22 protein-coding genes are annotated in these 23,382 nt (G+C 73.7%); 13 read left to right on the top strand and 9 right to left on the bottom strand.

Features of this window, described 5'->3' with window-relative positions:
- Positions 1–113 precede the first annotated feature (113 nt).
- The 7 genes from AB0E88_RS22780 (at position 114) to AB0E88_RS22750 (ending at position 6,802) form a co-directional block, all read left to right on the top strand.
- On the top strand, positions 114–1,142 hold the full coding sequence (locus tag AB0E88_RS22780; RefSeq protein WP_361633155.1) for an SIS domain-containing protein: 1,029 nt from the start codon (positions 114–116) through the stop codon (positions 1,140–1,142).
- A gap of 140 nt (positions 1,143–1,282) precedes the next feature.
- On the top strand, positions 1,283–2,101 hold the full coding sequence (locus AB0E88_RS22775) for a PfkB family carbohydrate kinase (protein WP_361633153.1): 819 nt from the start codon (positions 1,283–1,285) through the stop codon (positions 2,099–2,101).
- Positions 2,102–2,143: 42 nt separating this feature from the next.
- Complete coding sequence (locus tag AB0E88_RS22770) at positions 2,144–3,475, top strand: ABC transporter substrate-binding protein (RefSeq protein WP_361633151.1); 1,332 nt, start codon at positions 2,144–2,146, stop codon at positions 3,473–3,475.
- 43 nt (positions 3,476–3,518) lie between these two features.
- On the top strand, positions 3,519–4,427 hold the full coding sequence (locus AB0E88_RS22765; RefSeq protein WP_361633149.1) for a sugar ABC transporter permease: 909 nt from the start codon (positions 3,519–3,521) through the stop codon (positions 4,425–4,427).
- The gene (locus AB0E88_RS22760; RefSeq protein ID WP_361633147.1) at positions 4,424–5,314 is read left to right on the top strand and encodes a carbohydrate ABC transporter permease; all 891 of its coding nucleotides are present in this window, start codon (positions 4,424–4,426) and stop codon (positions 5,312–5,314) included. The genes AB0E88_RS22765 and AB0E88_RS22760 overlap by 4 nt, the downstream gene beginning before the upstream one ends.
- Before the next feature lie 150 nt (positions 5,315–5,464).
- The gene (locus AB0E88_RS22755; RefSeq protein ID WP_361633145.1) at positions 5,465–6,355 is read left to right on the top strand and encodes an NAD(P)-dependent oxidoreductase; all 891 of its coding nucleotides are present in this window, start codon (positions 5,465–5,467) and stop codon (positions 6,353–6,355) included.
- 27 nt (positions 6,356–6,382) lie between these two features.
- Complete coding sequence (locus tag AB0E88_RS22750; protein ID WP_361633143.1) at positions 6,383–6,802, top strand: PPOX class F420-dependent oxidoreductase; 420 nt, start codon at positions 6,383–6,385, stop codon at positions 6,800–6,802.
- A gap of 7 nt (positions 6,803–6,809) precedes the next feature.
- Here the strand turns inward: AB0E88_RS22750 and AB0E88_RS22745 are convergent, their stop codons facing one another.
- The 4 genes from AB0E88_RS22745 to AB0E88_RS22730 all read right to left on the bottom strand — a co-directional run bounded on the left by AB0E88_RS22745 (position 6,810) and on the right by AB0E88_RS22730 (position 9,204).
- Positions 6,810–6,986 carry a DUF1272 domain-containing protein gene (locus tag AB0E88_RS22745; protein WP_361633141.1) on the bottom strand — a complete coding sequence of 59 codons (177 nt, stop codon included), beginning with the start codon at positions 6,984–6,986 and terminating at the stop codon, positions 6,810–6,812.
- A gap of 144 nt (positions 6,987–7,130) precedes the next feature.
- Positions 7,131–8,039, bottom strand: a complete 909-nt coding sequence (locus tag AB0E88_RS22740; RefSeq protein ID WP_361633139.1) for a phosphotriesterase — start codon at positions 8,037–8,039, stop codon at positions 7,131–7,133.
- On the bottom strand, positions 8,036–8,620 hold the full coding sequence (locus AB0E88_RS22735) for a DUF4865 family protein (RefSeq protein ID WP_361633137.1): 585 nt from the start codon (positions 8,618–8,620) through the stop codon (positions 8,036–8,038). Before AB0E88_RS22735 ends, AB0E88_RS22740 begins: the two co-directional genes overlap by 4 nt.
- Positions 8,621–8,649: 29 nt before the next feature.
- Entirely contained in the window at positions 8,650–9,204 is a 555-nt protein-coding gene (locus AB0E88_RS22730; protein WP_361633135.1) for a TetR/AcrR family transcriptional regulator, read from the bottom strand.
- Positions 9,205–9,421: 217 nt separating this feature from the next.
- On the opposite strand from AB0E88_RS22730, the gene AB0E88_RS22725 reads away from it, so the two are divergent.
- The 4 genes from AB0E88_RS22725 to AB0E88_RS22710 all read left to right on the top strand — a co-directional run bounded on the left by AB0E88_RS22725 (position 9,422) and on the right by AB0E88_RS22710 (position 13,600).
- A complete protein-coding gene (locus AB0E88_RS22725; protein ID WP_361633133.1) occupies positions 9,422–9,889 on the top strand; it encodes a hypothetical protein in 468 nt (155 codons plus the stop codon).
- Positions 9,890–10,014: 125 nt separating this feature from the next.
- Positions 10,015–10,296: an SHOCT domain-containing protein gene (locus AB0E88_RS22720; RefSeq protein WP_361633131.1), complete on the top strand. Its 282-nt coding sequence runs from the start codon at positions 10,015–10,017 to the stop codon at positions 10,294–10,296.
- Positions 10,293–11,042 carry an ABC transporter ATP-binding protein gene (locus AB0E88_RS22715; protein ID WP_361633129.1) on the top strand — a complete coding sequence of 250 codons (750 nt, stop codon included), beginning with the start codon at positions 10,293–10,295 and terminating at the stop codon, positions 11,040–11,042. The genes AB0E88_RS22720 and AB0E88_RS22715 overlap by 4 nt, the downstream gene beginning before the upstream one ends.
- Entirely contained in the window at positions 11,039–13,600 is a 2,562-nt protein-coding gene (locus AB0E88_RS22710; protein WP_361633127.1) for an FtsX-like permease family protein, read from the top strand. The genes AB0E88_RS22715 and AB0E88_RS22710 overlap by 4 nt, the downstream gene beginning before the upstream one ends.
- A 394-nt stretch (positions 13,601–13,994) precedes the next feature.
- Here the strand turns inward: AB0E88_RS22710 and AB0E88_RS22705 are convergent, their stop codons facing one another.
- Positions 13,995–14,579, bottom strand: a complete 585-nt coding sequence (locus AB0E88_RS22705; RefSeq protein ID WP_361633125.1) for an ATP-binding protein — start codon at positions 14,577–14,579, stop codon at positions 13,995–13,997.
- 204 nt (positions 14,580–14,783) lie between these two features.
- Positions 14,784–15,002, bottom strand: a complete 219-nt coding sequence (locus tag AB0E88_RS22700; protein ID WP_361633366.1) for a hypothetical protein — start codon at positions 15,000–15,002, stop codon at positions 14,784–14,786.
- Positions 15,003–15,356: 354 nt separating this feature from the next.
- Here AB0E88_RS22700 and AB0E88_RS22695 point away from each other — a divergent pair, with 354 nt between their 5' ends.
- Complete coding sequence (locus tag AB0E88_RS22695; RefSeq protein ID WP_361633123.1) at positions 15,357–16,481, top strand: PLP-dependent cysteine synthase family protein; 1,125 nt, start codon at positions 15,357–15,359, stop codon at positions 16,479–16,481.
- 60 nt (positions 16,482–16,541) lie between these two features.
- Here AB0E88_RS22695 and AB0E88_RS22690 read toward each other — a convergent pair whose 3' ends face one another.
- Together AB0E88_RS22690 and AB0E88_RS22685 are read right to left on the bottom strand one after the other, a co-directional pair.
- A complete protein-coding gene (locus AB0E88_RS22690) occupies positions 16,542–17,012 on the bottom strand; it encodes an SRPBCC family protein (RefSeq protein ID WP_361633121.1) in 471 nt (156 codons plus the stop codon).
- Positions 17,013–17,070: 58 nt separating this feature from the next.
- The gene (locus tag AB0E88_RS22685) at positions 17,071–18,042 is read right to left on the bottom strand and encodes a DeoR family transcriptional regulator (protein ID WP_361633119.1); all 972 of its coding nucleotides are present in this window, start codon (positions 18,040–18,042) and stop codon (positions 17,071–17,073) included.
- Positions 18,043–18,330: 288 nt separating this feature from the next.
- On the opposite strand from AB0E88_RS22685, the gene AB0E88_RS22680 reads away from it, so the two are divergent.
- The gene (locus tag AB0E88_RS22680) at positions 18,331–20,841 is read left to right on the top strand and encodes a hypothetical protein (protein ID WP_361633117.1); all 2,511 of its coding nucleotides are present in this window, start codon (positions 18,331–18,333) and stop codon (positions 20,839–20,841) included.
- A gap of 12 nt (positions 20,842–20,853) precedes the next feature.
- Here AB0E88_RS22680 and AB0E88_RS22675 read toward each other — a convergent pair whose 3' ends face one another.
- Complete coding sequence (locus AB0E88_RS22675) at positions 20,854–23,289, bottom strand: right-handed parallel beta-helix repeat-containing protein (protein WP_361633115.1); 2,436 nt, start codon at positions 23,287–23,289, stop codon at positions 20,854–20,856.
- Positions 23,290–23,382: the final 93 nt, after the last annotated feature.

Raw genomic sequence — 23,382 nt, 5'->3', positions numbered from 1 at the left:
TCGGGCGGTGGGAAGGTTCTCACCACCGCCGGTGAGAACGTTCCCAATCCGTTTGCGCTGTCCTGTCGACTGCGATTGGGAACGTTCCCCATCTCCCTCTCGGAAGGAACCGCGTGAGCACCGCATCCCTGCCCCTCAAGCCCATCACCGAGGACTTCAAGGAGGCCGTGGCCTTCGCACTCGGCCAGAACGACACCGCCCGCGCCTTCGTCGACGAGGTCGTCGAAGTCGGGCTGCGCAACGTCTTCCTGGTGGGCTGCGGCGGCTCGCTCACCGCCGCCTACCCCGTGCAGTACCTGCTGGAGACCCGGGCCCGGTTCCCCGTCTTCCACCTCAACAGCGACGAGTTCAACCACCGCAGGCCCGCCCTGCTCGGCGAGGGCTCCCTGGTCCTCGTCTCCTCCCACACCGGCACCACCAAGGAGACCGTCGCGGCCGCCCACTACGCCCGTGAGGCGGGCGCCAAGGTCGCCGCTCTCACCCGCAGCGCCGACAGCCCGCTCGCCGAGGCCGCCCACGTGGCGTTCACGTACCGCAGCGAGGACACCGTCGTAGCCCCCAAGGGCGTGCTGTTCGGTCAGCTCGCCCACGCCCTGCTGGAGAAGACCGGCGTCGAGGGCGACTACGCGGCGCTCCGGCAGGCCTACGAGGCACTGCCCGACGCCCTGTACACCGCGCAGGAGGAGGGCGAGGAGCTGGCCGCGTCGATCGCGACCGCGCTCGCCGACGAGCCGGTGACCTACGTGCTCTCGGCCGGCCCCAACTACGGCGCCGGCTACGGCTTCACCATGTGCTACCTGATGGAGATGCAGTGGAAGCACGGCGGCAGCTACAACGCCGGTGAGTTCTTCCACGGCGCCTTCGAGGTGGTCACCGAGGACCAGCCGGTGATCCTCTTCCTCGGCGAGGACGCCACCCGTCCGATGGCCGAGCGGGCGAGGACCTTCCTCGACAAGTACACCAAGAAGGCGCACCACGTGGACTCGACGATGTTCTCCCTGCCGGGCGTCCCCGCCCACCTGCGCGGCGACATCACGCCCATCGCCCTGGACGTCTTCGGCACCCGCCTCGCCCGCCACTACGAGTCGGTGCGCGGCCACGACCTCGACAAGCGGCGCTACATGTTCCAGGTCGAGTACTGAGCCACCGCTCGCCGGCTCCCGTTCCACCCCCGGCCCGGTGCGGAGCCGCACCGGGCCGGCCCGTACCCGCGACCGGCTCCGCTCCCGTGGCCCCAGCGGCCACCACCCCGCATCCACCGACTCCCTGCCGAGGAACCCCCATGCGTATCTGCGGAGTCGGCGACAACGTCGTCGACCGCTACCCCCAGCGCGGCCTGATGTACCCGGGCGGCAACGCCCTCAACGTCGCCGTGCACGCCGCCCGGCTCGGCGCCGAGTCCGCCTATCTCGGCGTCACCGGCACCGACACCGCCGGCGCCCACATCCGCGCCGCCCTCGCCGCCGAGGGCCTGTGCCTCGACCGCCTGCGCACCGCCGACGGCCCCAACGCGTACGCCACCGTGTACGTCGAGGAGGACGGCAACCGCACCTTCGGCGCGTGCGACGCCACCGTCTCCCGCTTCACCCCCGACACCGCCGACCTCGCCTGGCTGCGCCGCTTCGACCTCCTGCACACCGGCGACTGCAGCCGGCTCGAGGACGAGCTGCCGCGCCTGGCAGCCGCCTGCCCGGTCAGCTTCGACTTCTCCGACCGCCCCTGGTCCTACGCCGCGCCCCTGCTGCCGTACGTGCACACCGCCGTCTTCTCCCGCCCGCACGCCGACGACACCGAGGCCGTCGACCTGACGCGGCGCGCCGAGAACGCCGGCGTGCGCCTGGCGGTGGTGACACGGGGCGCCCGCGGGGCGCTGATCCGCTACGAGGGCACCGCGCACCACCAGGACGTCGTGCCCGTCGCGGCCACCGACACCCTGGGGGCCGGTGACTCCTTCCTCGCGGCCCTGCTCGTCGCCCTGCACCACGAGCGGCGCACCCTCGCCGACGCCGCCGCCCGCGCGGCCGCGTACGCCGCCGAGGTGTGCACCCGGCCCGGCGCGTTCGGCCACCCCCTCGCCTTCGAGGCCGCCGGCACGCCCTGACCCCCTCGCACACCCTCCGACCCCGACCGCCAGGAGCCACCGATGCGCCGAACTCCCGCCCCCGTCGTCGGCTGCCTGCTCACCACCCTGCTGATGCTGCTGGTCAGCGGCTGCGGGCAGCGGCCGGTCACCGTCACCCCCGACGACTTCACCCTGCACGGCCGGCCCGAGGGCCACCTCACCGTCCTGGAGAAATGGGCCGACCCCGAGTACGCGCCCTACTTCCAGCAGGCCGTAAGCGCCTACGAGCGGCAGAACCCGGGCGTCACCATCGAGCTCCAGGCGGTCGGCGACCAGCCCTACAAGGACCGCATCGCCGTCCTCGCCGCCTCCCGCGAACTGCCGGACATCTTCTTCGCCTGGCCCGGCCAGTACGCCCGCAAGTTCGCCGACGGCCGCCTCGCCGCCGACCTCAGCAGCACACTCAAGGGCACGGCCTGGGGCGACGGCTTCGAACGCAACGCCCTCGACGCCTTCACCTTCGACGGCCACGTCTACGGCGTCCCCCTCGACGTCGACGCCAAGGTGTTCGCGTACAACACCACCCTGTTCGCCGAGGCCGGCGTCACCACGCCGCCGCGCACCTTCCCGGAACTGCTCACCGCCTGCGACCGCATCCGCAAGGCCGGCCACACCCCGCTCGCCTTCGGCAACCAGTACGGCTGGCCCGCCGGCCACCTGCTCACCCAGTTCAACGCCGCCGAGGTGCCCGCCGACGTCCTCGCCCGCGACTACGACGGCCGGGGCGACTTCACCCACCCCGGATACGCCCGCGCCCTGGACGACCTGGCCCAGCTCAAGCAGCGCTGCATGGCCCCCGGCGGCACCAGCATGAGCCACGAGTCCGCGCAGGCCCGCATGCTGTACGGCAAGGCCGCCATGCAGTACCTCGAGACACTGGAGTTCTCCTACCTGACCGAACAGGGCGGCGCGCCCGAGGAGTTCGCCGGTCACTGGGACTTCTTCCCCATGCCGCGCATCCCCGGGGCGCAGGGCGACGCGAAGGCCATCGCGGGCGGCGCCGACGGACTGCTCGTCTCCAACGCCTCGCCCCGCAAGGCCCTCGCCCTCGACTTCCTCAAGTTCCTCACCAGCCGCGCCCAGGCCCGCGCCATGGTCCGCGACCTGGGCTGGCTCAGCGCCGTCAAGGGCACCGCCGACGCGGCCCGGCTGCCCGCCCTCGCCAAGGCGCAGCGCGTCATCGCCGGGCACGACATGGCCGTATGGCTGGACACCCGGGCCGGGGAGAAGATCGTCAACCCCTGGCTGTCGGCGGCCGAGGCCGTCCTGGCCGGGCGTGCCTCCCCGCAGGCGGCCCTGCGCGAGGTGCGGCGCGGCGCCGAGCAGGCCCGGCGCTACGGGGTCACTCCGTGACCGGCCCGCACACCCCCGAACCCGCCCCGAAGGAGGTGCCCCCATGGGACACGCCGGCACACCCCACGGCAGAACGCGGCACCGGCTGCGCCACTCCCTGTACGTCGCTCCCGCCCTCGCCCTGATCGCGCTGTTCGTCTACTACCCGATCGTCGAGAACGTCCGGCTCAGCCTGTTCAAGTTCAGCGTCTTCCGGCCCGGCATGCGCTACGTCGGACTGGACAACTACCGCCAGGCGGTCGTCGACCCGGTGTTCTGGCAGGCCCTGCTCAACAACGTCTTCTACGCGGTGACGTCCGTGGTCTTCCAGGTCGGCGCCGCCCTGGTGCTGGCCGCCGTGCTGGAGGAGGCCGTCGGACGCCGGCTGCGCGGGCTGCTGCGCACCGTGTACTTCGTCCCGGCAGCGGTGTCGATGACGGTGGCCGGCCTGCTGTTCCAGTTCCTGTACCAGCCGGACGCGGGTCTGGTGAACAGCGCCCTGAAGGCCGTCGGACTCGGCTCTCTCCAGCACGACTGGCTCGGTGACGCGGCCACCTCCATCTGGGGGGTGATCAACACGAGCCAGTGGCAGTCCTTCGGCTACACCACGATGCTGCTCACCGTCGCCATGCAGCGCGTCCCGCGCGAGCTGTACGAGGCGGCCACCGTGGACGGTGCCGGGCGCGTGCGGACCTTCTTCACCGTCACCGTGCCCATGGTCCGCGAGATGACCACCCTGCTCGTCATCCTCACGGTCTCCGGCGCCTTCCTGGTCTTCAACGAGGTGATGGTGATGACCGGCGGCGGACCCTCCAACTCCAGCCAGGTCCTCGGCACCTGGCTGTACGCCTCCGCCTTCACCGGCGACGACATGGGTTACGCGGCGGCCGTCGGCACCGTGATGTTCCTGATCACCTTCGCCGCAGGAGCCGTCCAGCTCCTGCACTCCCGCAGGAAGGCGGCCACGGCATGACCCTCACCCTCGACCGGTCCGGAACCCCGGCCACCGCCGCCGCCCCGCCCACCCGGCCCACCCGCACGGCCGGCACGGCGGCGCTGCGCGTCCTCACCCACGCCGCGCTCGCGGCCCTGGCGATCGCCGTGCTCTACCCGCTGTTCTGGATGGCCGTCTCCGGTCTGAAGTCCAACGGCGAGATCTTCTCCGACCCCTGGAGCCTGCCCGCCCACCCCCACTGGGGCACGTACGCCGACGCCTGGCACCAGGGAGTGCTCGGTTACCTCCTGAACTCCCTGCTCGTCACCTCCGCGAGCGTTCTCGCCGTCGTCCTGGTCAGCGCCTGGGCGGCGTACGGCCTGACCCGTCTGGACATCCCGTGCTCGCAGCCCGCGCTGCTGCTGGTCCTCGGCGCGATGATGCTCTCGCCGACCGTGGCGATCGTGCCGCTGTCGCAGCTGCTCCAGGCCCTGCACATCTACGACACCTACTGGGCGCTGATCGTCCTGTACACGGCGTTCAAGGTGCCCTTCACCACCTTCCTCATCCGCGCCTACCTGCTCGGCCAGCCTGTGGAGGTGGAGGAGGCCGCGTTCCTCGACGGCGCCGGCCGCTGGCAGACGTTCTGGCGGGTCGTCGTGCCCATGGCCCGGCCCATCCTCGTCTCCGCGGCGGTCCTGCAGTCACTGTTCGCCTGGAACGAGTACGCCTTCGCCCTGGTCTTCATCACCGACGACCGGCTCAAGACGCTCCCGGTGGGGCTCGCCGACATGGCCGGGCGGCTCAACTCCGACTGGCCGGTGCTGTTCGCCGGCCTGACCATCGCCGCCCTGCCGATGATCGCGGTCTTCCTCATCGGCCAGCGGCACTTCGTGCGCGGGCTGTCGGCGGGCATCGGCAAGTAGCGCGGCCGCCCTCGCGGCCCCGGTGGCCCGACCGGCGGTCACCCGAACGCGGGGCGGCGGGCCGGCGCACGGCGTGCTTGCCGGAGCCGTCCGAGGGAAGGCTGGAGCCTGAGGTCCGCACCGCCGCCAGGAAGAGGAAACCCCCGCGCCATGACCGACCAGCTCACCGTCAGCGTCCTCGGCACCGGCATCATGGGCGCGGCGATGGCCCGCAACCTCGCCCGCGCCGGCCACACCGTCCACGCCTGGAACCGCACCCGCGCCAAGGCCGAACCCCTCACCGCCGACGGAGCGCGGGTCGCCGACGACCCGGCGGAGGCGGTGCGGGACGCCGACGTGGTCCTGACCATGCTGTACGACGGCGCGGCCGCGGCGGACGTCATGCGCGAGGCCGCTCCCGCCCTGCGCCGGGGCGCCGCGTGGGTCCAGTCCACCACCGCCGGACTGGACGCCGTACCCGGCCTCGCGGCCTTCGCCCACGAGCACGGCCTGCTCTTCTACGACGCCCCCGTGCTCGGCACCCGGCAGCCCGCGGAGGCCGGACAGCTCACCGTCCTGGCCGCCGGTCCCGCCGAGGGCCGCGCCACGGTGACGCCCGTCTTCGACGCCGTCGGCGCCCGCACGGTGTGGACCGGAGAGGACGGCTCCGCGGCCACTGCCACCCGGCTCAAGCTGGTCGCCAACAGCTGGGTGATCGCGGCCACCGCGGCGACGGGGGAGACGCTGGCCCTCGCCAAGGCGCTCGGCGTCGACCCGGCCGGCTTCTTCGACATCATCGCCGGCGGCCCCCTCGACATGGGCTACCTGCACACCAAGGCGGCCATGGTCCTGGACGACAAGCTGACGCCGCCGCAGTTCACGGTGGCGACCGCCGAGAAGGACGCCCGCCTCATCGTGGCCGCGGGCGAAGGGCACGGCGTCCGCCTCGACGTGGCCGCCGCGAGCGCCGAGCGCCTGGCCCGGGCCGCCGCGCGGGGCCACGCCGACGAGGACATGGTGGCCGCGTACTTCGCCAGCTTCCCCGAAGAGCCCGCGTCCTGAACACCCAGCACCCGCAGGAGGAATCCCATGTCCAAGCCGCCGCTGCCGCCCGAGGCCGTCGAACTGCTGCGCCGCCCCAACCCGTGCGTGATGGCCACCCTGCGCTCCGACGGCGCGCCCGTGTCCACCCCCACCTGGTACCTGTGGGAGGACGGCCGGGTCCTGATCAGCCTCGACGAGGGCCGCGTGCGCCTGAAGCATCTGCGCCGCGACCCGCGCGTCACCCTGACCGTCCTGTCCTCGGACGACTGGTACACCCACGTCACCCTCATCGGCCGGGTCGCCGAGCTGCGCGAGGACAAGGACCTGGCCGACATCGACCGCCTGGCCACGCACTACATGGGCGGCCCGTACCCGAGTCGGGACCGTTCCCGGTTCAGTGCCTGGATCGAGGTCGAGCGCTGGCACGGCTGGGGTGCGATGAAGGACAGCGACCAGCCGGGGTGAGCGGCCCTCAGCCGCGCCGCGGCCGGGGAACCAGCTCGCCGCCGCAGTTGGGACACACGTCGCGCAGGTCCTCGCCGCACGGCACGCAGAAGGTGCACTCGTAGGAGCAGATCCGGGCCGGGGAGTCGGGCGGCAGCACCGCCGTCGTGCAGCGCTCGCACCTGTCACGCATCTCCAGTGCCATCGTCGTCCCACTCCTCGTCCGTCGCGTCCTCAAGGTCGTGGACCCTCGCAGGTCATGGACCCTCGGACGTCATGGTGCGGGCCCGGTCGGCCGCCGCGCAGCGCCCGGCCGGGCCGGAATCCGACATGATCGGGCCACGCCGGCTCACCGCCACGCGACGGCGAAGGCGCGCGCCGGGTTCTCCGTCAGCATCCGTGTGACCGGTTCCTCGCCCAGGACGGCGGCGAGCCGCGGCCACACCCGCCGCAGCAGGTACGGCATCCCCGGGCCGCCGTTCACCGAGCGGGCCGCCGCGGTCGTCGTGTCGCCGCCGAGCAGCAGCCGGTCGCCGAACCCGGCCTCCACCAGGGCCGCCACGGCCTCCGGCATGCGCCAGTCGGTCGCGTGGTTCGCGCGGGACGGGCCGTCGAAGGCCAGCCAGCAGCCGGACCGCGCCGCCTGGAGGTGCACCACCGGGTCCGGGAAGCGGTTGAGATGACCGAGGATCACCCGGTGCGGCGGCACGTCCAGTTCCCCGCAGAGCAGGTCGAGCACGTCCGGCGCGCCCGTGCCCAGCTCCAGGTGGACGGCGATCGGTGCGCCGGTCGCGTGGTGCGCCTCGGCGGCCGCGGTCATCGTCCAGCGCGCGTGTCCGTCCAGCGCGTGGAAGCCGCCCGCCACCTTGATCAGTCCGGCCCGTACGCCCGAGGTGCCGATGCCGGCGGTGAGTTCGGCGACGAACACCTCGGCGAGCCGCCCGCGGACCTCCTTCAGCAGCGTCTCGTCGTAGTGGACGTCCTGGTGCAGTCCCGTCGCGGCGAGCACGTGAACCCCGGTATCGCGGGACAGTGCCGGCAGGTCGGCCGCCCGCCGCCCCAGCCCGTACGGCGTCCACTGCGCCACACAGCCGCCGCCCTGTTCCCGGAACGCCGTGAGCTCCGCCCGTGCCGCGGCCACGCTGTTCAGTTCCTGGCCCGGCAGGCGGGGGCTGGTGAAGAACAGGTGATCGTGCGCGTCGCACACCCCCAGCCGTTCCGGCTCGACGTCCCCGAGCACGGTACGGACGGCGCTCACCACTGCCGGCCCCGCGGCAGCCGCCCGCGGCCCGGCGCCGACAGGTGCAGCACCTGGAACACCTCGCCCTCGGCCTTCGGCGTCCCGCCCGACCACAGCGAGAAGTGGACGATCTCCCAGCGGCTCGAGTCGACCACGGCCGCCGCCAGCACGGCCCCGTCCTCGCCCGCCAGCCGCCCTGCCTCGGCCGCCGCGTCCGCCATCACGTCCGCCAGCACGACGCCGTCCGGTACGGCCTGCCGACGGCGTATGGCGACGGCGGCCGGAGAGCCGGCGGCCACCCCCTCCTCGTACGCGAGGCCCGTCCACTGCCGCACGGCCGGGCGGCCGAAGTCGTCGACGGGCCCCTGGAACGCACCGCCCCACAGGAAGCGGTTCATGCCCTCCATGCTGTGCCAGAGGTAGAACGGGGCGTACTGGTTCACCGGCGAGCCGTCCACGCCGCGCTCGCGGACGAGATAGGCCTTGATGCCGAGCCCCTCCCATGCGTCCAGCTTGTGTCCGAGGCGGGACACGCGCGTGCGGATGACGTCCATGTCGTAGTCGGCGGGAAGCGTCATGGCGTACTGCATGGCATGCATGGGGCGGTCCTTCCTCGGACGGACGGGAATCAGGGGGCGAGCAGGGCGAGCAGTCCCCGCACCCCGGCGTCGAAGGCGGCGGGGGAGCCGGAGGCTCGGGCCAGGACGTAACCGCCCTGCACGGTGGCGACGATCGCCGAGGCGGTCTCCTCGCTGTCGAGGCCGGGCCCGAACTGGCCCTGTTCCTTCCCCTCGTCGACGAGGGCGGCGAGCCGGTCCCGCAGCCAGGCGATCGTCTCGTCGACGGGGGCGCGCAGCTCCGCACTGGCGACGATGTCCGGGTCCATGGTCAGCCGGCCCACCGGGCAGCCGCGCAGGACGTCACGCTCCCGGGTGAGGTACGCGGCGATGCGCTCGTACGGGGTGCCCGGGCCGTCGAGCACCCGGCCGGCGGCGGCCCGCATCTCCTCCGCCGTGCGCCGGATGGCGGTCAGCGCGAGGTCCGGCTTGCCCTTGAAGTGGTGGTACATGCTGCCCTGGCCGGCGCCCGCGCGCTCCAGGATCGCCTTCGGGCTGGTGCCCACGTAGCCGCGCTCCCACAGCAGCTCGCGGGTGGACTCGATCAGTCGCTCCGACGTGCTCATGCGCTCACTGTACATACTGGTAGTTACAGAATCCAGGGAGGGTGGCCAAGGGGAGTGGGCCTCAGGGGAAATGGACCTCAAGGGGAGTGGGCCTCACGGGGGAATGAGCCTCAACGGGGAATGAGCCCTGGGGGTGAACCTGCAACCGACTCGGCTTCCGATATGTCTCCTTCGGTGAAGGGAGGCCGTCGTGTCTCCCTCGGCAAGGGAGCCCGCCATGACCGCAGACACCGCATCCCGCCCGCCGCGCCGCCGGACCGTCGCCCTGTCCGCCGCCGCGCTCACCCTCGGCGTCCTGGCCACCGCCACGGCCGCCACCGCCTCGCCCGCCGAGCACACCGCGCAGTCCTCCCGCACCAAGGAGATCGCGTCCTGCGTACTCGGCCCGGACTACAAGGTCACGCTCACCGCCCTGCGCTCGGGCACCGACCCGTACGCCGCCTCCGTGCGCCTGCAGGTCTTCGTCCACAAGGGCGGCGCCTGGAAGGAGTCCGACCGCGTCCAGGTGGGCAAGGCGAACGGCTGGTTCTGGTACCCGCTGACCGGCAGCCAGGCCGTGGGGACCTTCGCCACCGCGAGCACCGAACCCGCCCCGGTCAAGGTCCGCCTGCTGATCACCCCGTCCATCGGCTACTCCGGGACGTACTCCTACGTCATCCGCCACGGGGACATCACCGCCCGCTGAACCGCCCGCGTACTCCCGCGGAGGTACGCGCGGTGCCGCTGGCCGTACGACGACCCAGGGCCCCTGCCGGGGCGAGGCTCGGAAGTGAACCGCAAGGACACGCACTTCCGAGGAGTTGACCGACCATGCAGACCCTGGCGCACTTCGGCGACGGCGGGCCCGGCCCGTGGATCCTGCTCTTCCCGGTGATCTGGGCCCTGGTCATCGGCGGCGGCATCGCGCTGCTGCGCCGCACCGCGTGGCGCGGCGGCCGGCGCGGCCCCTGGCGGCCGCCCGCCGCCGAGGACACCTCACCGCTGACCCTGCTCGGCCGCCGCTTCGCCGCCGGTGAGATCGACGAGGACGAGTACTGGCGCCGGCTGTCCGTCCTGGACGAGCAGTTCGGCCGCAAGGGCGGTGCGGCATGACGACCACCACCGCCGTGCGCACGGCCGCCCGGGTCGTCGACGCCGTCAAGGTGTACGGCAGCGGCGACACCGCCGTCAGGGCCCTGGACGGGGTGAGCGTGGCCTTCCCGGCCGGACGCTTCACCGCGATCATGGGGCCCTCCGGCTCCGGCAAGTCCACCCTCATGCACTGCGCGGCCGGACTCGACACCCTCACCTCCGGCTCCGCCCGCATCGGCGACACCGACCTCGCCGGCCTCGACGACCGCCGGCTCACCCTGCTGCGCCGCGACCGGATCGGCTTCGTCTTCCAGGCGTTCAACCTGGTGCCGACCCTCACCGTCGCCGAGAACATCACCCTCCCGCTCGACCTCGCCGGCACTCGCGGCGACCCGGAGTGGATCGACGCGCTGATCGGCGTCGTCGGGCTGCGCGACCGGCTCCACCACCGTCCCTCCGAGCTGTCCGGCGGCCAGCAGCAACGCGTCGCCGTGGCACGCGCGTTCGCCGGCCGGCCCGACGTCGTCTTCGCCGACGAGCCGACCGGCAACCTCGACTCACGCTCCGGCGGCGAGGTGCTCGCCCTGCTGCGCCGGGCCGTGCGCGACATGGACCGCACCGTCGTCATGGTCACCCACGACCCGGTAGCCGCCGCCCACGCCGACGAGGTCGTCTTCCTCGCCGACGGCCGCCTGGTCGACCGGATGCAGGACCCGACCGCCGACCGCGTACTGGACCGCATGAAAGCCTTCGAGGTCCCGTCATGAACGCCGCCCTCCGCCTGAGCGTCTCCTCCTTGCGCGCCCACAAGCGCCGCTTCGCCGGGACCTTCCTCGCCGTCTTCCTCGGCGTGGCGTTCCTCGCCGGGACCCTGGTCATGGGCGACACACTGCGCGCGAGCTTCGACTCCCTGTTCGGCAGCGCCACCGCCGGCACCGACGCCGTGGTCCGCAGCGCCGACGCCATCACCACGCCCGGGGAGAGCCAGGGCGTACGGCAGCCCGTGCGCGCCGACCTGGTGCAGAGGATCGAGGGCGTCCCCGGGGTCGCCGCGGCCGCGCCGAACATCCAGGGCGCCGGCCAGCTCGTCGGCAGCGACGGCAAGCCCGTCGGGGGCCAGGGACCGCCCACCCTGGCAGGCAACTGGATCACCGACCCGCGGCTCAACCCCTACCGGCTCGCCGAAGGCCGTGCCCCGCGCAACCCCGGCGAGGTCGTCGTCAACCGCGGCGCCGCCGAAAAGGGCGGACTGCACCTCGGCGACACCACCGTGCTGCGCACCCCCGACCCGGTCCGGGTGCGGATCGTCGGCCTCGCGACCTTCGGCGGCGCGGACGGCATGGCGCAGGTGACGTTCACCGGGATGACCCAGGCCGACGCGGAGAAGTACCTCACCGCGCGGCCCGGCGAAGCGGCGAGCATCCAGGTCCGTGCCGTGCCCGGTGTGAGCCGGCGCCGGCTCGTCGACCGGCTCGCACCCGTGCTGCCGCACGGAGTGGAGGCCATCACCGGGCAGGAGGCCGCGCAGGAGAACACGGACATGATCTCCAGTCAGTTCCTGACCCTCTTCACCACGTTCCTGCTCGTCTTCTCCGGTGTCGCCCTGCTCGTGGCGACCTTCTCCATCCACAACACCTTCGCGATCGTCGTCGCCCAGCGCAGCCGGGAGAACGCCCTGCTGCGCGCGCTCGGTGCCTCCCGCCGCCAGGTGACCGCCGGGACGCTTGCGGAGGCGAGCGCCGTCGCCGTCGCCGCCTCCCTGGCCGGACTCGCGGGCGGCATCGGGATCGCCGCCGCACTGGGGGCGCTGTTCCCGGCCATCGGGTTCCCCTTCCCGGACGGCGGCCTGGTGATCGGCGCACTGTCCATGACGCTGCCGCTGGTGGTCGGCGTCCTGGTCTGCCTCGGATCCGCGCTGCTGCCCGCCGTACGCGCCGGGCGCACCGCGCCGCTGGCCGCCCTGCGGGAGACGGCCGTCGACACCTCCGGCGCGTCCCGGCCGCGCGCCGTCGCCGGCGCGGCGCTGATCGCCCTCGCCACCGCCACGACGCTCACCGGCGTCCTGCTCGTGCCGTCGGTGTGGCTCGCGGGCGCGGGCGCCGTGCTGGCCCTGGCCGCGTTCGTCGTCCTCGGACCGGTCGCCGCCGGTGTCGCCGTACGTCTCCTCGGCAGTCCGTTCGACCGGCTGCGCGGTGTGACCGGCGCCCTCGCCGGGCGCAACGCCCTGCGCAGCCCGAAGCGGACCGCGGCCACCGCGGGAGCGCTGATGATCGGTGTGGCCGTGGTGTCCCTGTTCACCGTCTTCGGCGCCTCGCTGAAGGCCACCATGGACCAGACGGTCTCCCGCTCCTTCGCCGGTGACGTCGCCGTCAGCACTCCGTCGTTCGGGGCGGGCGGCAGCGGGCTGAGCCCGGAACTGGCACCCGCGATCGCCCGGCTGCCCGAGGTGGACACGGCCGTCGGGCTCGGCAGGGGAGTGGCACGGGTCGACGGCGAGGGACGCGCGCTGACCGTGACCGACCCGGCCGCCCTGGCCCGCGCGTTCGACCTCGGTACCGTGCGCGGCGACCTGCGCGACCTGGGCAGCGACGGCATCGCCGTCACCCGCGCGGAGGCGGACCGGCAGGGGCTCAAGCCCGGTGACACCGCCCAACTCACCTTCACCGACGGCCGGCAACAGCCCTTCACCGTCCGCGCGGTCTACGGGCAGTCCGAACTCGCCGGCGACTACGTCATCACCCGCGCCGCCTGGGCCCCGCACCGCACCCAGGACTCCGACCGTCTCGTCGCCGTCTCCTTCAAGGACGGCGTGAGCACGGAGCGGGGCGAGGCCGCCGTGCGCAAGGTCGCCGCACAGTACGGCGAGCCCGAGGTGCAGACCCGCGACGAGTACGCCCGGTCCTCGGCGGGCGGCATCGACATGATGCTCAGCCTGGTCTACGCGCTGCTCGCGCTCGCGGTACTGATCGCCCTGCTCGGCATCGCCAACACGCTGACGCTCGCGCTCCACGAACGCACCCGCGAACTGGGGCTGCTGCGGGCCGTCGGCCAGACCCGCGGCCAGCTGCGGGCCATGGTCCGCTGGGAGTCGGTGCTGGTCGCCGCCTTCGGCACGGCCGGCGGGCTCGGCCTCGGCGCCTTCCTCGGCTGGGTGCTGGTGCGGGCCTCCGACGGCGCGTCGGACAGCGCGTTCGCCTTCGCCCTGCCGCCCGGCCGGCTCGCCGTGGTCGCGCTGGTCGGCCTCGCGGCCGGAGCCCTGGCGGGACTCAGGCCGGCCCGCCGCGCGGCCCGCCTGGACGTCCTGCGGGCGATCGCCACCGAGTGAGGCGGGGACGCGAGCGCTCGGCGTGGCGGCGGTGCCACCGGGCGAGGCGGGAGTGCCCACGGGGGAGACGCCGACCTCGGCGCTGCCGCGGGTGTGCCGCCCCGGAGACGGCGGGAGCGTGGTCGGGGGCGCGGCGACAGCGGCTGACGCGGGAGAGCTGTCGTCGGGGAGCCGGCGGCGTCAGCGGGTGAGGTGGGAGGGGGTGTTGCCGGCGGGCGCCGGCGGGTGACGCGCGAGGGGACGTCGCGGGGGCGTCAGGGGGTGACGCGGGAGGCGACCTGCCGTAGGGCGTCAGGGGTGACGCGGCGGCGCCGTCGGGTGATACGGCGGTGCCACGCTCCCGGGCGCCGCGCGGAACCCGGGTGCGCGCGGCGCCGCGCCCCTCACCGCCCGGTCAGCCGACAACGGCCGACCGGGCGGGAGCGTGCGCGTGCGCCGGCGCGGGCTCGTCGGCCACCGGCGCGACCGGGGCGACCGGCGCTCCGGGCGCCACGGGCTCGACGGCGACCTCGACGAACCGGGGCGCAGTCGCGGCCGCGGGCTGCGGGGCACGCTCCGGCCGGCCGCTGACCGGGGCGGGCGCGGGCAGCGTGAACCACACGACCTTGCCGTCCTCGCCCTCGGGGCGCGCCCCCCAGTCCTCGCTGACGGCGGCGACCATGGAGAGGCCCCGCCCGCAGGTGGCGTCCGTGTCCGCCGAATGGGCGGCGTCCACGACCGGGAGGCGCGGGTCGCGGTCACGGACGGAGACGACGAGCCGGTCCAGCAGCAGCTCCATCTCCACGGTGCATGTCTTGTCGGGCTCGGCGTGCTGGTGGACGTTGGTCAGCAACTCCGTCACACCGAGCGTCGCCCGGTCTATGAGTGGGTCCAGATGCCAATAGCGCAACTGCGCAGATACGATTCTGCGGACTTGGCCGATCCGCGACGGCAGGGCCTGGAGCTCCACCGTGCAGTGCCTGCTCGGGTAACTGATCACGGCTGCGACTCCCCGACGTGAGGTCCGGAAGAACACGGAGTACGGATCTTCAGCAGGGCGCCTGCGTGACACTGCCGCCTGCTGTCGTGGCCGGCGGGCTGGTTCGCAGCGTTATCGCCGGTAAACCCTAAGTGACGTGAGAACAGCGTGACCCAAGGGGTGAGGTCCCGCAACTCGCGGCGACCGTTCGACTGCGTCACGTGCTCACCCGCCGTGCACGACCGCGTGGGCCGACACCCGGCCCCGCGCCGTGCACCCGGGCGCGGCGGAGGGCACCGCCCGCCCCGGGGGACCCGCCGACGCGCCGCCCGAAGGGGTGGGCAACTGCGGCCTGCCGTCGAGCCGGAGCTGCCCGGCCCCGATGAACGAACGCGGCCTGCTGTCGATCCGCACGTCCGTGGCCGTGAACTCCGGCTCCGCCATGCCGACCTGCCCCCCTCGCGCGTGTGGTGATCCGGGCGCGCCCCGCCGGGCACACGGGGCCCCCGTCCCGTACGACCCGGGACTGTGGGCCTCGTCACGTCCGGCAGTCTGCCCGCGCGCCGCGCCGAGCACCAGGGTGCGACAGCGCGTCCCGGCGCACTGACCGAATGCGCCCCCCACGTCACAGCGCGCTCGCGCCACTGTGCCCCGGTCGCCTCGTACGCTCGTGCCCCAGCCTTGCTTTGAGCCGCTCAAAGGGGCGTTTATGCAGGTGAGAAGTGGTGCGAGGGGTGCTTATCATCGGGGTGTCGGCCGCGCGACGCGCCGTCGGCGCGAAGTGTGAGGAGCACTGTCGTGAGCACCATCGAGCACACCCCGGCCGGCGCGACCCTGGACGTCGACCGCAGCGACACCGCCTATCGCGACTGGCTGAAAGAAGCCGTCCGCAAGGTCCAGGCCGACAACAACCGCTCGGCCGACACGCATCTGCTGCGCTTCCCGCTGCCCGAGCGCTGGGGCATCGACCTCTATCTGAAGGACGAGTCGACGCACCCCACCGGGAGCCTCAAGCACCGCCTCGCCCGATCCCTCTTCCTCTACGGCCTGTGCAACGGCTGGATCCGCCCGGACCGCCCGGTGATCGAGGCGTCCAGCGGCTCCACCGCCGTGTCCGAGGCGTACTTCGCCAAACTGATCGGTGTGCCCTTCGTCGCGGTGATGCCGCGTACGACGAGCGCCGAGAAGATCCGCCTGATCGAATTCCACGGCGGCCGCTGCCACTTCGTGGACGACTCGCGCACGATGTACGAGGAGTCCGCCCGCCTCGCGGCGGAGACCGGCGGCCACTACATGGACCAGTTCACCTACGCCGAACGGGCCACGGACTGGCGCGGCAACAACAACATCGCCGAATCCATCTTCCGCCAGCTGGAGTTGGAGCGGTTCCCGGAGCCGGCGTGGATCGTCGCCACCGCCGGCACGGGCGGCACGTCCGCGACCCTCGCCCGCTACGTCCACTACATGCAGTACGACACCCGGATCTGTGTCGCCGACCCGGAGAACTCCTGCTTCTTCGAGGGCTGGACCACCGGCGATTCCGGCGTCACCTGCGACTGCGGCTCGCGGATCGAGGGCATCGGCCGGCCGCGCATGGAACCGAGCTTCGTGCCGGGCGCCGTCGACCGCATGATGAAGGTCCCCGACGCGGCCTCCGTCGCCGCGGTACGCGCACTGGAGCGGGTCATCGGCCGCAAGGCGGGCGGCTCGACGGGCACCGGCCTGTGGAGCGCCCTGAAGATCGTCGCCGAGATGGTCGCCCAGGGCCGCCACGGCAGCGTCGTCACCCTGCTGTGCGACCCCGGCGACCGCTACCTCGACAAGTACTACTCCGACGCCTGGCTCGCGGAACAGGGCCTGGACATCGCCCCGTACGCCACCGCCATCGACTCGCTGCTGGCGACGGGGGTGTGGCCGGACTGAGGCGGCAGGGCCGCACGGCGGCTCGGTGAGGCGCGGTGACCGACGGCGGAGGCAAGGGCGCTAGCGCGCCAGCCGCCGGTCCAGAGCCGTCACCGCGTCGCGGAAGGCCCGGCCCAGTCCGGGGCGGGCCGCTGCCAGCACGAGCCGGAACGGGAGCGTGCCGTCGGCGGCGAAGGTCCACTGGACGCGGGTGCCCGTGCCCGACGGCGCGAGACGCCACTCCTCGAGCAGCGCGCGGGCGCCCGGCGCGTTGGTCACGTCGACCCGGTAGGCGTACACCTCCGGCTCCTTCGCCACGAGGATCGTCTCCAGGGAGCGGACCCCGCCCCGCAGCCGCACCTCCCGCCGCGCTCCGTCGTCGAACGGCCGGGCCAGCGTCACCGCGGAGAACCACGTGGGCCAGCCCGGCACGTCCTCGGCCAGTGCCCGGTACACCCGCTCCGGCGAGGCCGTGACGTCCCGGGCGAAGACGTGCCGTACGGCGGCGGTGTCCAGGAAACCGGGTTCCACCGGGTGCAGACGGTGAGCCATGGGTGCATCCCCCTTCGCAACGGCCCGCGTTCGGGCCGTCACGATAGCTGGCGGACCGTCAGTTGTCTGCGGCCTGCCCGGGATTGCCGTCCTGCCCGGGATTGTCGTCCTGCCCGGGATTGCCGTCCTGACCGGGATTGCCGCCCAGGCCGGGCTCGCCGTTCCGGCTGTACTCGCCGTCCTGCCCGGGCTCGCCGTCCTGGCGCGGCTCGGGGTCCCGGTCGGGCTCGCCCGCGACGACCAGACGCACCTGCTCCGCGATCTCCGCGCGCGCCCCGCGCGGCAGCCCGGCGTCGGTCACCCAGGTGTCGACCTGGTCCAGCTTCGCGAACGAACTCAGGCCCACGGTCCCCCACTTGGTGTGGTCGGCGACCACGACGACCCGCCGCGCCGACTGCACCAGGCGCCGGTTCGTCTCCGCCTCCGCGAGGTTCGGCGTCGACAGCCCCGCCTCCACCGATATCCCGTGCACCCCGAGGAACAGCACGTCGAAGTGGAGCGCCGCGATCGCCTGGTCCGCCACCGGACCTACGAGCGAGTCGGACGGGGTGCGCACACCACCGGTGAGCACCACCGTGGCCGCACCCTGCCGCGGGCCGGAGGTGCGCTGCGCCGCGTGGAAGACGTCCGCCACCCGCACCGAGTTGGTCACCACGGTCAGATCCGGCACGTCCAGCAGCCGGTGCGCCAGCGCATACGTCGTCGTACCGCCCGACAGGGCGATCGCGCTGCCCGGCACGACCAGTTCGGCCGCCGCCCGCGCGATGTCCTCCTTCGCCGTCAGCTCCAGGCCCGACTTGGCCTCGAAGCCCGGCTCGTGCGTGCTCGCCTCGACCACCGGCACCGCGCCGCCGTGCACCTTCTCCAGCACACCCTGCCGGGCCAGCGCGTCCAGGTCGCGGCGGACCGTCATGTCCGACACGCCGAGCTTGCGGGTCAGCTCGTTGACCCGGACCCCGCCGCGGCGCCGGACCTCGTCCACGATCAGGGCGCGCCGCTGCTCCGCGAGGAGGTTCTGATTCTCACTCACGTGACGCTCCGGTCCTTTCGCCTCAAACCGCCGTCTGCTCCGACCCGCCCGGCGCACCCGCCGCGACAAGGAGATGCTCCCGTCCGAGTGTGCGGACGTCCCATCCTCGCACGTCGCCCCGTACAGCGCGCCACCCGCCCGGCCCGTCGCGCACATGCCATCCGGGTGCCCTCGCCCGGTTCGGCTCCGCACGGATCGGGGAGATTCCGTGACGGAGGGTGTACGGCCCGCCGCGAACGGAGATCCTTGTGCGGGCACGACACGGCCGACGGCGGCACCGCGGGAGAAGTGCGGACAGTGGAACGCGCGCAGACGACAGCCCTGGAACTCCTCGTCCACGGAGTCGGGGGCGCCACACCCGAGAAGATGCTGGGCGATCCACGCACGGTCCGGATCACCGGCGACGACACGGCGGCGGTGTTCCGGCGCGCCGACGACGTGGACGCCGAGCAGCGTCCGGCCGACCACCGGGGCGCACCGGTGCCCGAGGCATACGTGTGGTGCAACCTCACCTCCGGCAACGGCACCCGCGCCCTGTGGCTGCTGCTCCTGCCGTTCATGGTCGTCAACCTCGCCCACTGGATGCGGCCCACCGCCCACGGCCGCCGCCGCACCGTGCGCCTGTACGGGCTGCTCGTGCGGCTCGCCGGACTGACCCTGACCGTCCTGCTGGTGGCCGCCGCCTGCGAGGTGGCCCTGGACCTCGCCGCCTGGCAGTGCGCGGGCACGCACGCGTGCGCGCGCCGCCACTCGTGGCTCGGCTTCCTGTCGCCCACGGAGTCCGCCGGCGGCTGGTGGAGCCGCCCGGGACGCCGGCTCGCGCTCGCCGCGCTCGTCCCCGCCGCGCTGACCGGACTGCTGTGGTACCTCTCCCTGCGCACCTGGAACGCCTACGAGTCCACCGAACCGATGGACCGTCCCGTCGAACCCGACGAGACGACCGGCCGCACCGCCCTGAGCCGGCCCGGCTTCTGGTACGGCCGCCGCCTGGTCGCCCGGCTGCGCGCCGCGCACACCGCCGCCGGACTGCTCACCGTGACCGCAGCCCTGACCGCGGCGGGGGCCCGCTTCGACCGGCGGCCGGGCGGACCCGCCGTACTGGACCTGCTGGGACGGCTGCTGGAAGGCGCTGTCGTGGCCGGCGCGGTCGGCGTCGTCTGGGTCGTGTGCCGCCGCGGCCGCAGCGAACGGCGCCCGGACCGCGCCCTGGACGCCCACCTCGTGCGGTGGCTGCCCCTGGCCGCACTGCTGCTTCTGATCGCCGCCGCGGTGTACGCCGGCTGGGAACGGCCGGGCTGGCGATCGAGCGGGCGCCTGCCGGGGAACGCGACGTTCGGCGGCATCACCCTCGTCCAGAGTCTGCTCGTCGTCGTCCTCGGCGTGGTCGCCCATCTGCTGCACCGCACCCGGCCCGACCGGCGCGCCGCGATGCGCGGCCTCGGCGGCCCCGCCGTGGCCATGCTCGCCTGCGCCCTGGGCGGTGTGATGTCCGGCGGCGTGTCGCAGCGGGTCGCCGACTGGCTGGACGGCACCCGCGCCTCGATCCCCGGCCCGCCCGTGCTGCTCACCTGGCAGGCCTCCGTCATCCCGCCCATGGTCGTGGTGGTGCTGGCGCTGTGCGGCTGGCTCGCCCACCGGGCCTGGCGGCTGCGCCGCGCGGAGATCCCCGCCGTCCGGCGCGACTATGCGGGCGCGGCCGGCGACGCGGCGCTCACCCGCCGGATCGCCACCGTGCGCGCGCTGGCCTCGCTCACCGACCGCGGGCCCCGGATCGTCGCGATCACCTCCGTCACCACACTGCTGCTCGGTGCCGCCGCCCTGGTGGGCGCGCTGGGCAGCGGCCGGACCCCGGTCGGTGCCGCCCGGGACGCGCACCCCTTCGTCCAGGGCGCCGCCGAGACCGCGCAGGCGCTCGGCTCCTGGCTGATCGGGCTCGGCTTCCTGCTGTTCGTCACCTGGGGGCGGCGCGCCTACAAGGACCCCTCCGCCCGGCGCACCATCGGCATCCTGTGGGACGTCGGCACGTTCTGGCCGCGCGCCGCGCACCCCTTCGCGCCGCCCTGCTACGCCGAGCGCGCCGTGCCCGACCTGACCTGGCGGATGGCCACCTGGACCAGGACCACCGGGGGCCGCCTGGTGATCTCCGGGCATTCCCAGGGCAGCGTGCTCGCCGCGGCCGCCGCCTGGCAGCTGCCGCCGTCGGCCCGCCGCCGGGTGGCGCTGCTGACCTACGGTTCGCCGATCGAACGCCTCTACGGCCGCTGGTTCCCCGCCCACTTCGGGCCGGCCGCTCTCGGCTCGCTGCACCAGGACGTCGAGGGCTGGCGCAACCTGTACCGGCTCACCGACCCCATCGGCGGTCCGGTGCGGCTCACGGACGCGTGCGGGCCCGAGGTCGACCGGGCGCCCCTGAAGGACCCCCTGTCCTACGGCCGCAGCGCCCTGCATCCGCTGCCCGCGCCGATCCTCGGCCACTCCGACTACCAGGCCGACCCGGCCTTCGCCGAGGAACGACGGCTGCTGCTGGCCCGGATGCAGCCGTCGGAACCGGTCGCAGCGGACATCGCCGGGCAGGCTGAGACGTGCGGCGCCGCGGGGAGTCCCGAGCCGTCCGGCGTCGCGCGGGGGCCCGCGTCGTCCGGCGCGGCCGGGGAGCCCGAACCGTCGCGCCCGGCCGGGAAGCCCGAGCCGACCGGCGCGCCCGGGGTGCCCGCCCAGCGACCGCAGGACGACGAGCGACGACCGAGGGACGGCGAGCGACGACCGGCGGACGGCGAGCGGACCGCGGAGAGCACCTGAGGGGGGACGGCGTCAGGGCAGGTCCGGCAAGTCCTCCGGATACAGCAGGGTCAGGTCGTCGGTGTCCGGCTCGGCCAGCTGCGCCACCCGCCCGGCGTGCCGTTCCACCATCGCCTCGAACGTCTGCCGGGCCGTGCGCCCGTTGCCGAAGGCCGGGCCCTTGGGGATCGCCGTGAAGTACATCAGCAGCGCCTCGGCCGTGCCCGGCGCCAGCCGGTACTCGTGCTCCACCGCCTGCTGCTCCACGATCCGCAGCAGCTCGTCGGCGCCGTAGTCGCCGAAGGTGATCGTCCGTGAGAAGCGGGACGCGACACCGGGGTTGACGGAGAGGAAGCGCTCCATCTCCGCGGTGTAGCCGGCGACGATCACGACGACCGCGTCGCGGTGATCCTCCATCAGCTTCACCAGCGTGTCGATGGCCTCCTTGCCGAAGTCCCGGCCGCCGTCCTCGGGGGAGAGGGCGTACGCCTCGTCGATGAAGAGCACCCCGCCGTGCGCCCGTCGGAACGCCTCCTGGGTGCGGATCGCGGTGGAGCCGATGTGCTCGCCGACCAGGTCGACGCGGGACACCTCCACCAGGTGGCCCTTGTCCAGCACACCGAGGGAGGCGAGGATCTCGCCGTAGAGGCGGGCGACCGTCGTCTTGCCCGTGCCGGGGGAGCCGGTGAACACCAGGTGCCGTTTGACGGAGGCCGCCTTCAGCCCGGCCTCCCGGCGGCGCCGGCCCACCTCGATCATGTCGGTGAGCGCGCGCACCTCCCGTTTGACGCTCTCCAGGCCGACCAGGGCGTCGAGTTCACCGAGCACGTCCTTGCTGGTGCGCACCTGTTGCGCGGGCTCCTCGGCGGCGGGCGGCTCGGGTGCGGTGGCGCGCTGGTCCGGGACCGCGCCGAGCAGCCCCGTCGATCCGCCCACCGGCTGCACGGCCGTCTCCCGCACCACCGGCGGCCGCAGGCTCGCGCTCTCGTCGCCGGTGCAGTCCTCCACCAGCGGCCCGGTCCCCGAACCGGCGTCCGACCCGCCGTCGGCGAACTCGTAGCCCCCGCGCGCGCAGCGCTCCGTCCGGCACTTCTTCAGCGTCGTACGGCAGCCGTCGATCACATGGAAGCCGTAGCCGTCGCTGCCCGAGACCCGGCAGCCGAGGAAGCTGCCGCGGCCGCCCGCGGAGACGTAGAAACCGGCCTCGCCGGGGGAGTCGACCGTGCACCGCTCGACCGTGGGGTCCGCGCCCTTGGTGACGATCACGCCGGTCTGGGTGCCCGCGATCGTGCAGGAGTTGAGGGTGCCGCCGCTGCCGTGGTCGCGGAACCACGCACCGGTCGCCGCGTCCCTGATCCGGCAGTCGTCGAGCTGCGCGGTGGCGCCGTCGCTGACCGACACGGCGGTGTTGCGCACCTGGAACAGGTCGCTGTCGACGACGTCCACGCGCGAACCCCGGTCGAGGACGAACAGCGCGTCGGGCACGTCGTGCACCCGGCAGGAGTCCAGCACGGCGGTCGCGCCGTCGCTGACCCAGACGGCCGGGTAGTCCCCGGTGCTGTCGAAGATCTCGCACTGATTGGCGTCCACCCGGGTGCCCGGGTCCCACACCGACAGGCCGTTGCGGCCGAACTGCCGCACCGACGTGCGGGTGAGCGTGAGCACCGATCGCGAGCGCAGATCGACCGCGTTCTCGGGGATGTCGTGCAGCCGGCAGTCGGCCAGGGTGACCACGGCGTCCGTGTCCAGCGTGACCCCGTCGGCGGTGGTGCGGTGCACGTCGCAGTCGGTGAGATGGGCGGTGGCCCGGCCGGTGATCTGCACCCCGGTCCCGCGCACCTCGTACACCTCGCACCCCACCGCTTCCAGGGCCGAGCCGTCCCCGGTCGCGGACAGCCCGGCGCCGGAGGCGTGGTGGACACGGCAGCGCTCGAGCCGCGGGTGGGCGCCGCCGCGCACCGCGACGCCCGCCTGTCCGGCGGCGACCACCTCGCAGTCCTCGAACACCCCGCCCCCGCCGTCGACGACGGCGATTCCCACACCGGCCGGGTTGTCCACGGTCAGGCGCCGCACAGTGGGCCGGGCGCCGCCGCGAACCTCCACCCCGGCCGCCGAACGCGTCACGACCCGGATGTCCTTGAGCTCCGGCGTGCCTTCCTCGACCAGCAGGGCGGGTGCCGCCGCGTCCTGGCCCTCCACGTGCAGGTCCTGCACCACGGCCGAGGCCCGCACCGTCAGCGGCACGCCGTCCACGGGCGCGATGCGCACACTGCCGGGGGAGCCCTCCGGGCCACGCAGCGTCACCGCCCGCTGCACGACGAGGTTCTCCCGGTAGGTGCCGGGGGCGATGGTGAGGACGTCCCCGTCGGTCGCGGCCTCCAGGGCGGCGGCGAGCGACGCGTACTCACCCGTGCGGCGCCGCCACCGCGATGTGCCGGTGTGCGTCACCTGGACCGTGCCCTGTGCCATGGCGTTGCTGCGCCCCCACCTCGTCGTACCTGTGGCTCGTTCGCCGTCGGGGCGCGCCCCTGCGGCTCCCTCACACGCGGGATGTTGCCGAAG

Source organism: Streptomyces sp. NPDC028635 (genome assembly GCF_040637635.1).
Taxonomy (GTDB): domain Bacteria; phylum Actinomycetota; class Actinomycetes; order Streptomycetales; family Streptomycetaceae; genus Streptomyces.
This window is presented reverse-complemented; position numbering and strand designations above follow the sequence as displayed.

Coding starts and splice junctions, on each gene's coding strand:
- AB0E88_RS22750 (WP_361633143.1), top strand. CDS start 6,383: ATGTCCAAGCCGCCGCTGCCGCCCGAGGCCGTCGAACTGCTGCGCCGC.
- AB0E88_RS22725 (WP_361633133.1), top strand. CDS start 9,422: ATGACCGCAGACACCGCATCCCGCCCGCCGCGCCGCCGGACCGTCGCC.
- AB0E88_RS22720 (WP_361633131.1), top strand. CDS start 10,015: ATGCAGACCCTGGCGCACTTCGGCGACGGCGGGCCCGGCCCGTGGATC.
- AB0E88_RS22735 (WP_361633137.1), bottom strand. CDS start 8,620: ATGCATGCCATGCAGTACGCCATGACGCTTCCCGCCGACTACGACATG.
- AB0E88_RS22765 (WP_361633149.1), top strand. CDS start 3,519: ATGGGACACGCCGGCACACCCCACGGCAGAACGCGGCACCGGCTGCGC.
- AB0E88_RS22715 (WP_361633129.1), top strand. CDS start 10,293: ATGACGACCACCACCGCCGTGCGCACGGCCGCCCGGGTCGTCGACGCC.
- AB0E88_RS22675 (WP_361633115.1), bottom strand. CDS start 23,289: ATGGCACAGGGCACGGTCCAGGTGACGCACACCGGCACATCGCGGTGG.
- AB0E88_RS22770 (WP_361633151.1), top strand. CDS start 2,144: ATGCGCCGAACTCCCGCCCCCGTCGTCGGCTGCCTGCTCACCACCCTG.
- AB0E88_RS22755 (WP_361633145.1), top strand. CDS start 5,465: ATGACCGACCAGCTCACCGTCAGCGTCCTCGGCACCGGCATCATGGGC.
- AB0E88_RS22760 (WP_361633147.1), top strand. CDS start 4,424: ATGACCCTCACCCTCGACCGGTCCGGAACCCCGGCCACCGCCGCCGCC.
- AB0E88_RS22775 (WP_361633153.1), top strand. CDS start 1,283: ATGCGTATCTGCGGAGTCGGCGACAACGTCGTCGACCGCTACCCCCAG.
- AB0E88_RS22745 (WP_361633141.1), bottom strand. CDS start 6,986: ATGGCACTGGAGATGCGTGACAGGTGCGAGCGCTGCACGACGGCGGTG.
- AB0E88_RS22730 (WP_361633135.1), bottom strand. CDS start 9,204: ATGAGCACGTCGGAGCGACTGATCGAGTCCACCCGCGAGCTGCTGTGG.
- AB0E88_RS22700 (WP_361633366.1), bottom strand. CDS start 15,002: ATGGCGGAGCCGGAGTTCACGGCCACGGACGTGCGGATCGACAGCAGG.
- AB0E88_RS22690 (WP_361633121.1), bottom strand. CDS start 17,012: ATGGCTCACCGTCTGCACCCGGTGGAACCCGGTTTCCTGGACACCGCC.
- AB0E88_RS22710 (WP_361633127.1), top strand. CDS start 11,039: ATGAACGCCGCCCTCCGCCTGAGCGTCTCCTCCTTGCGCGCCCACAAG.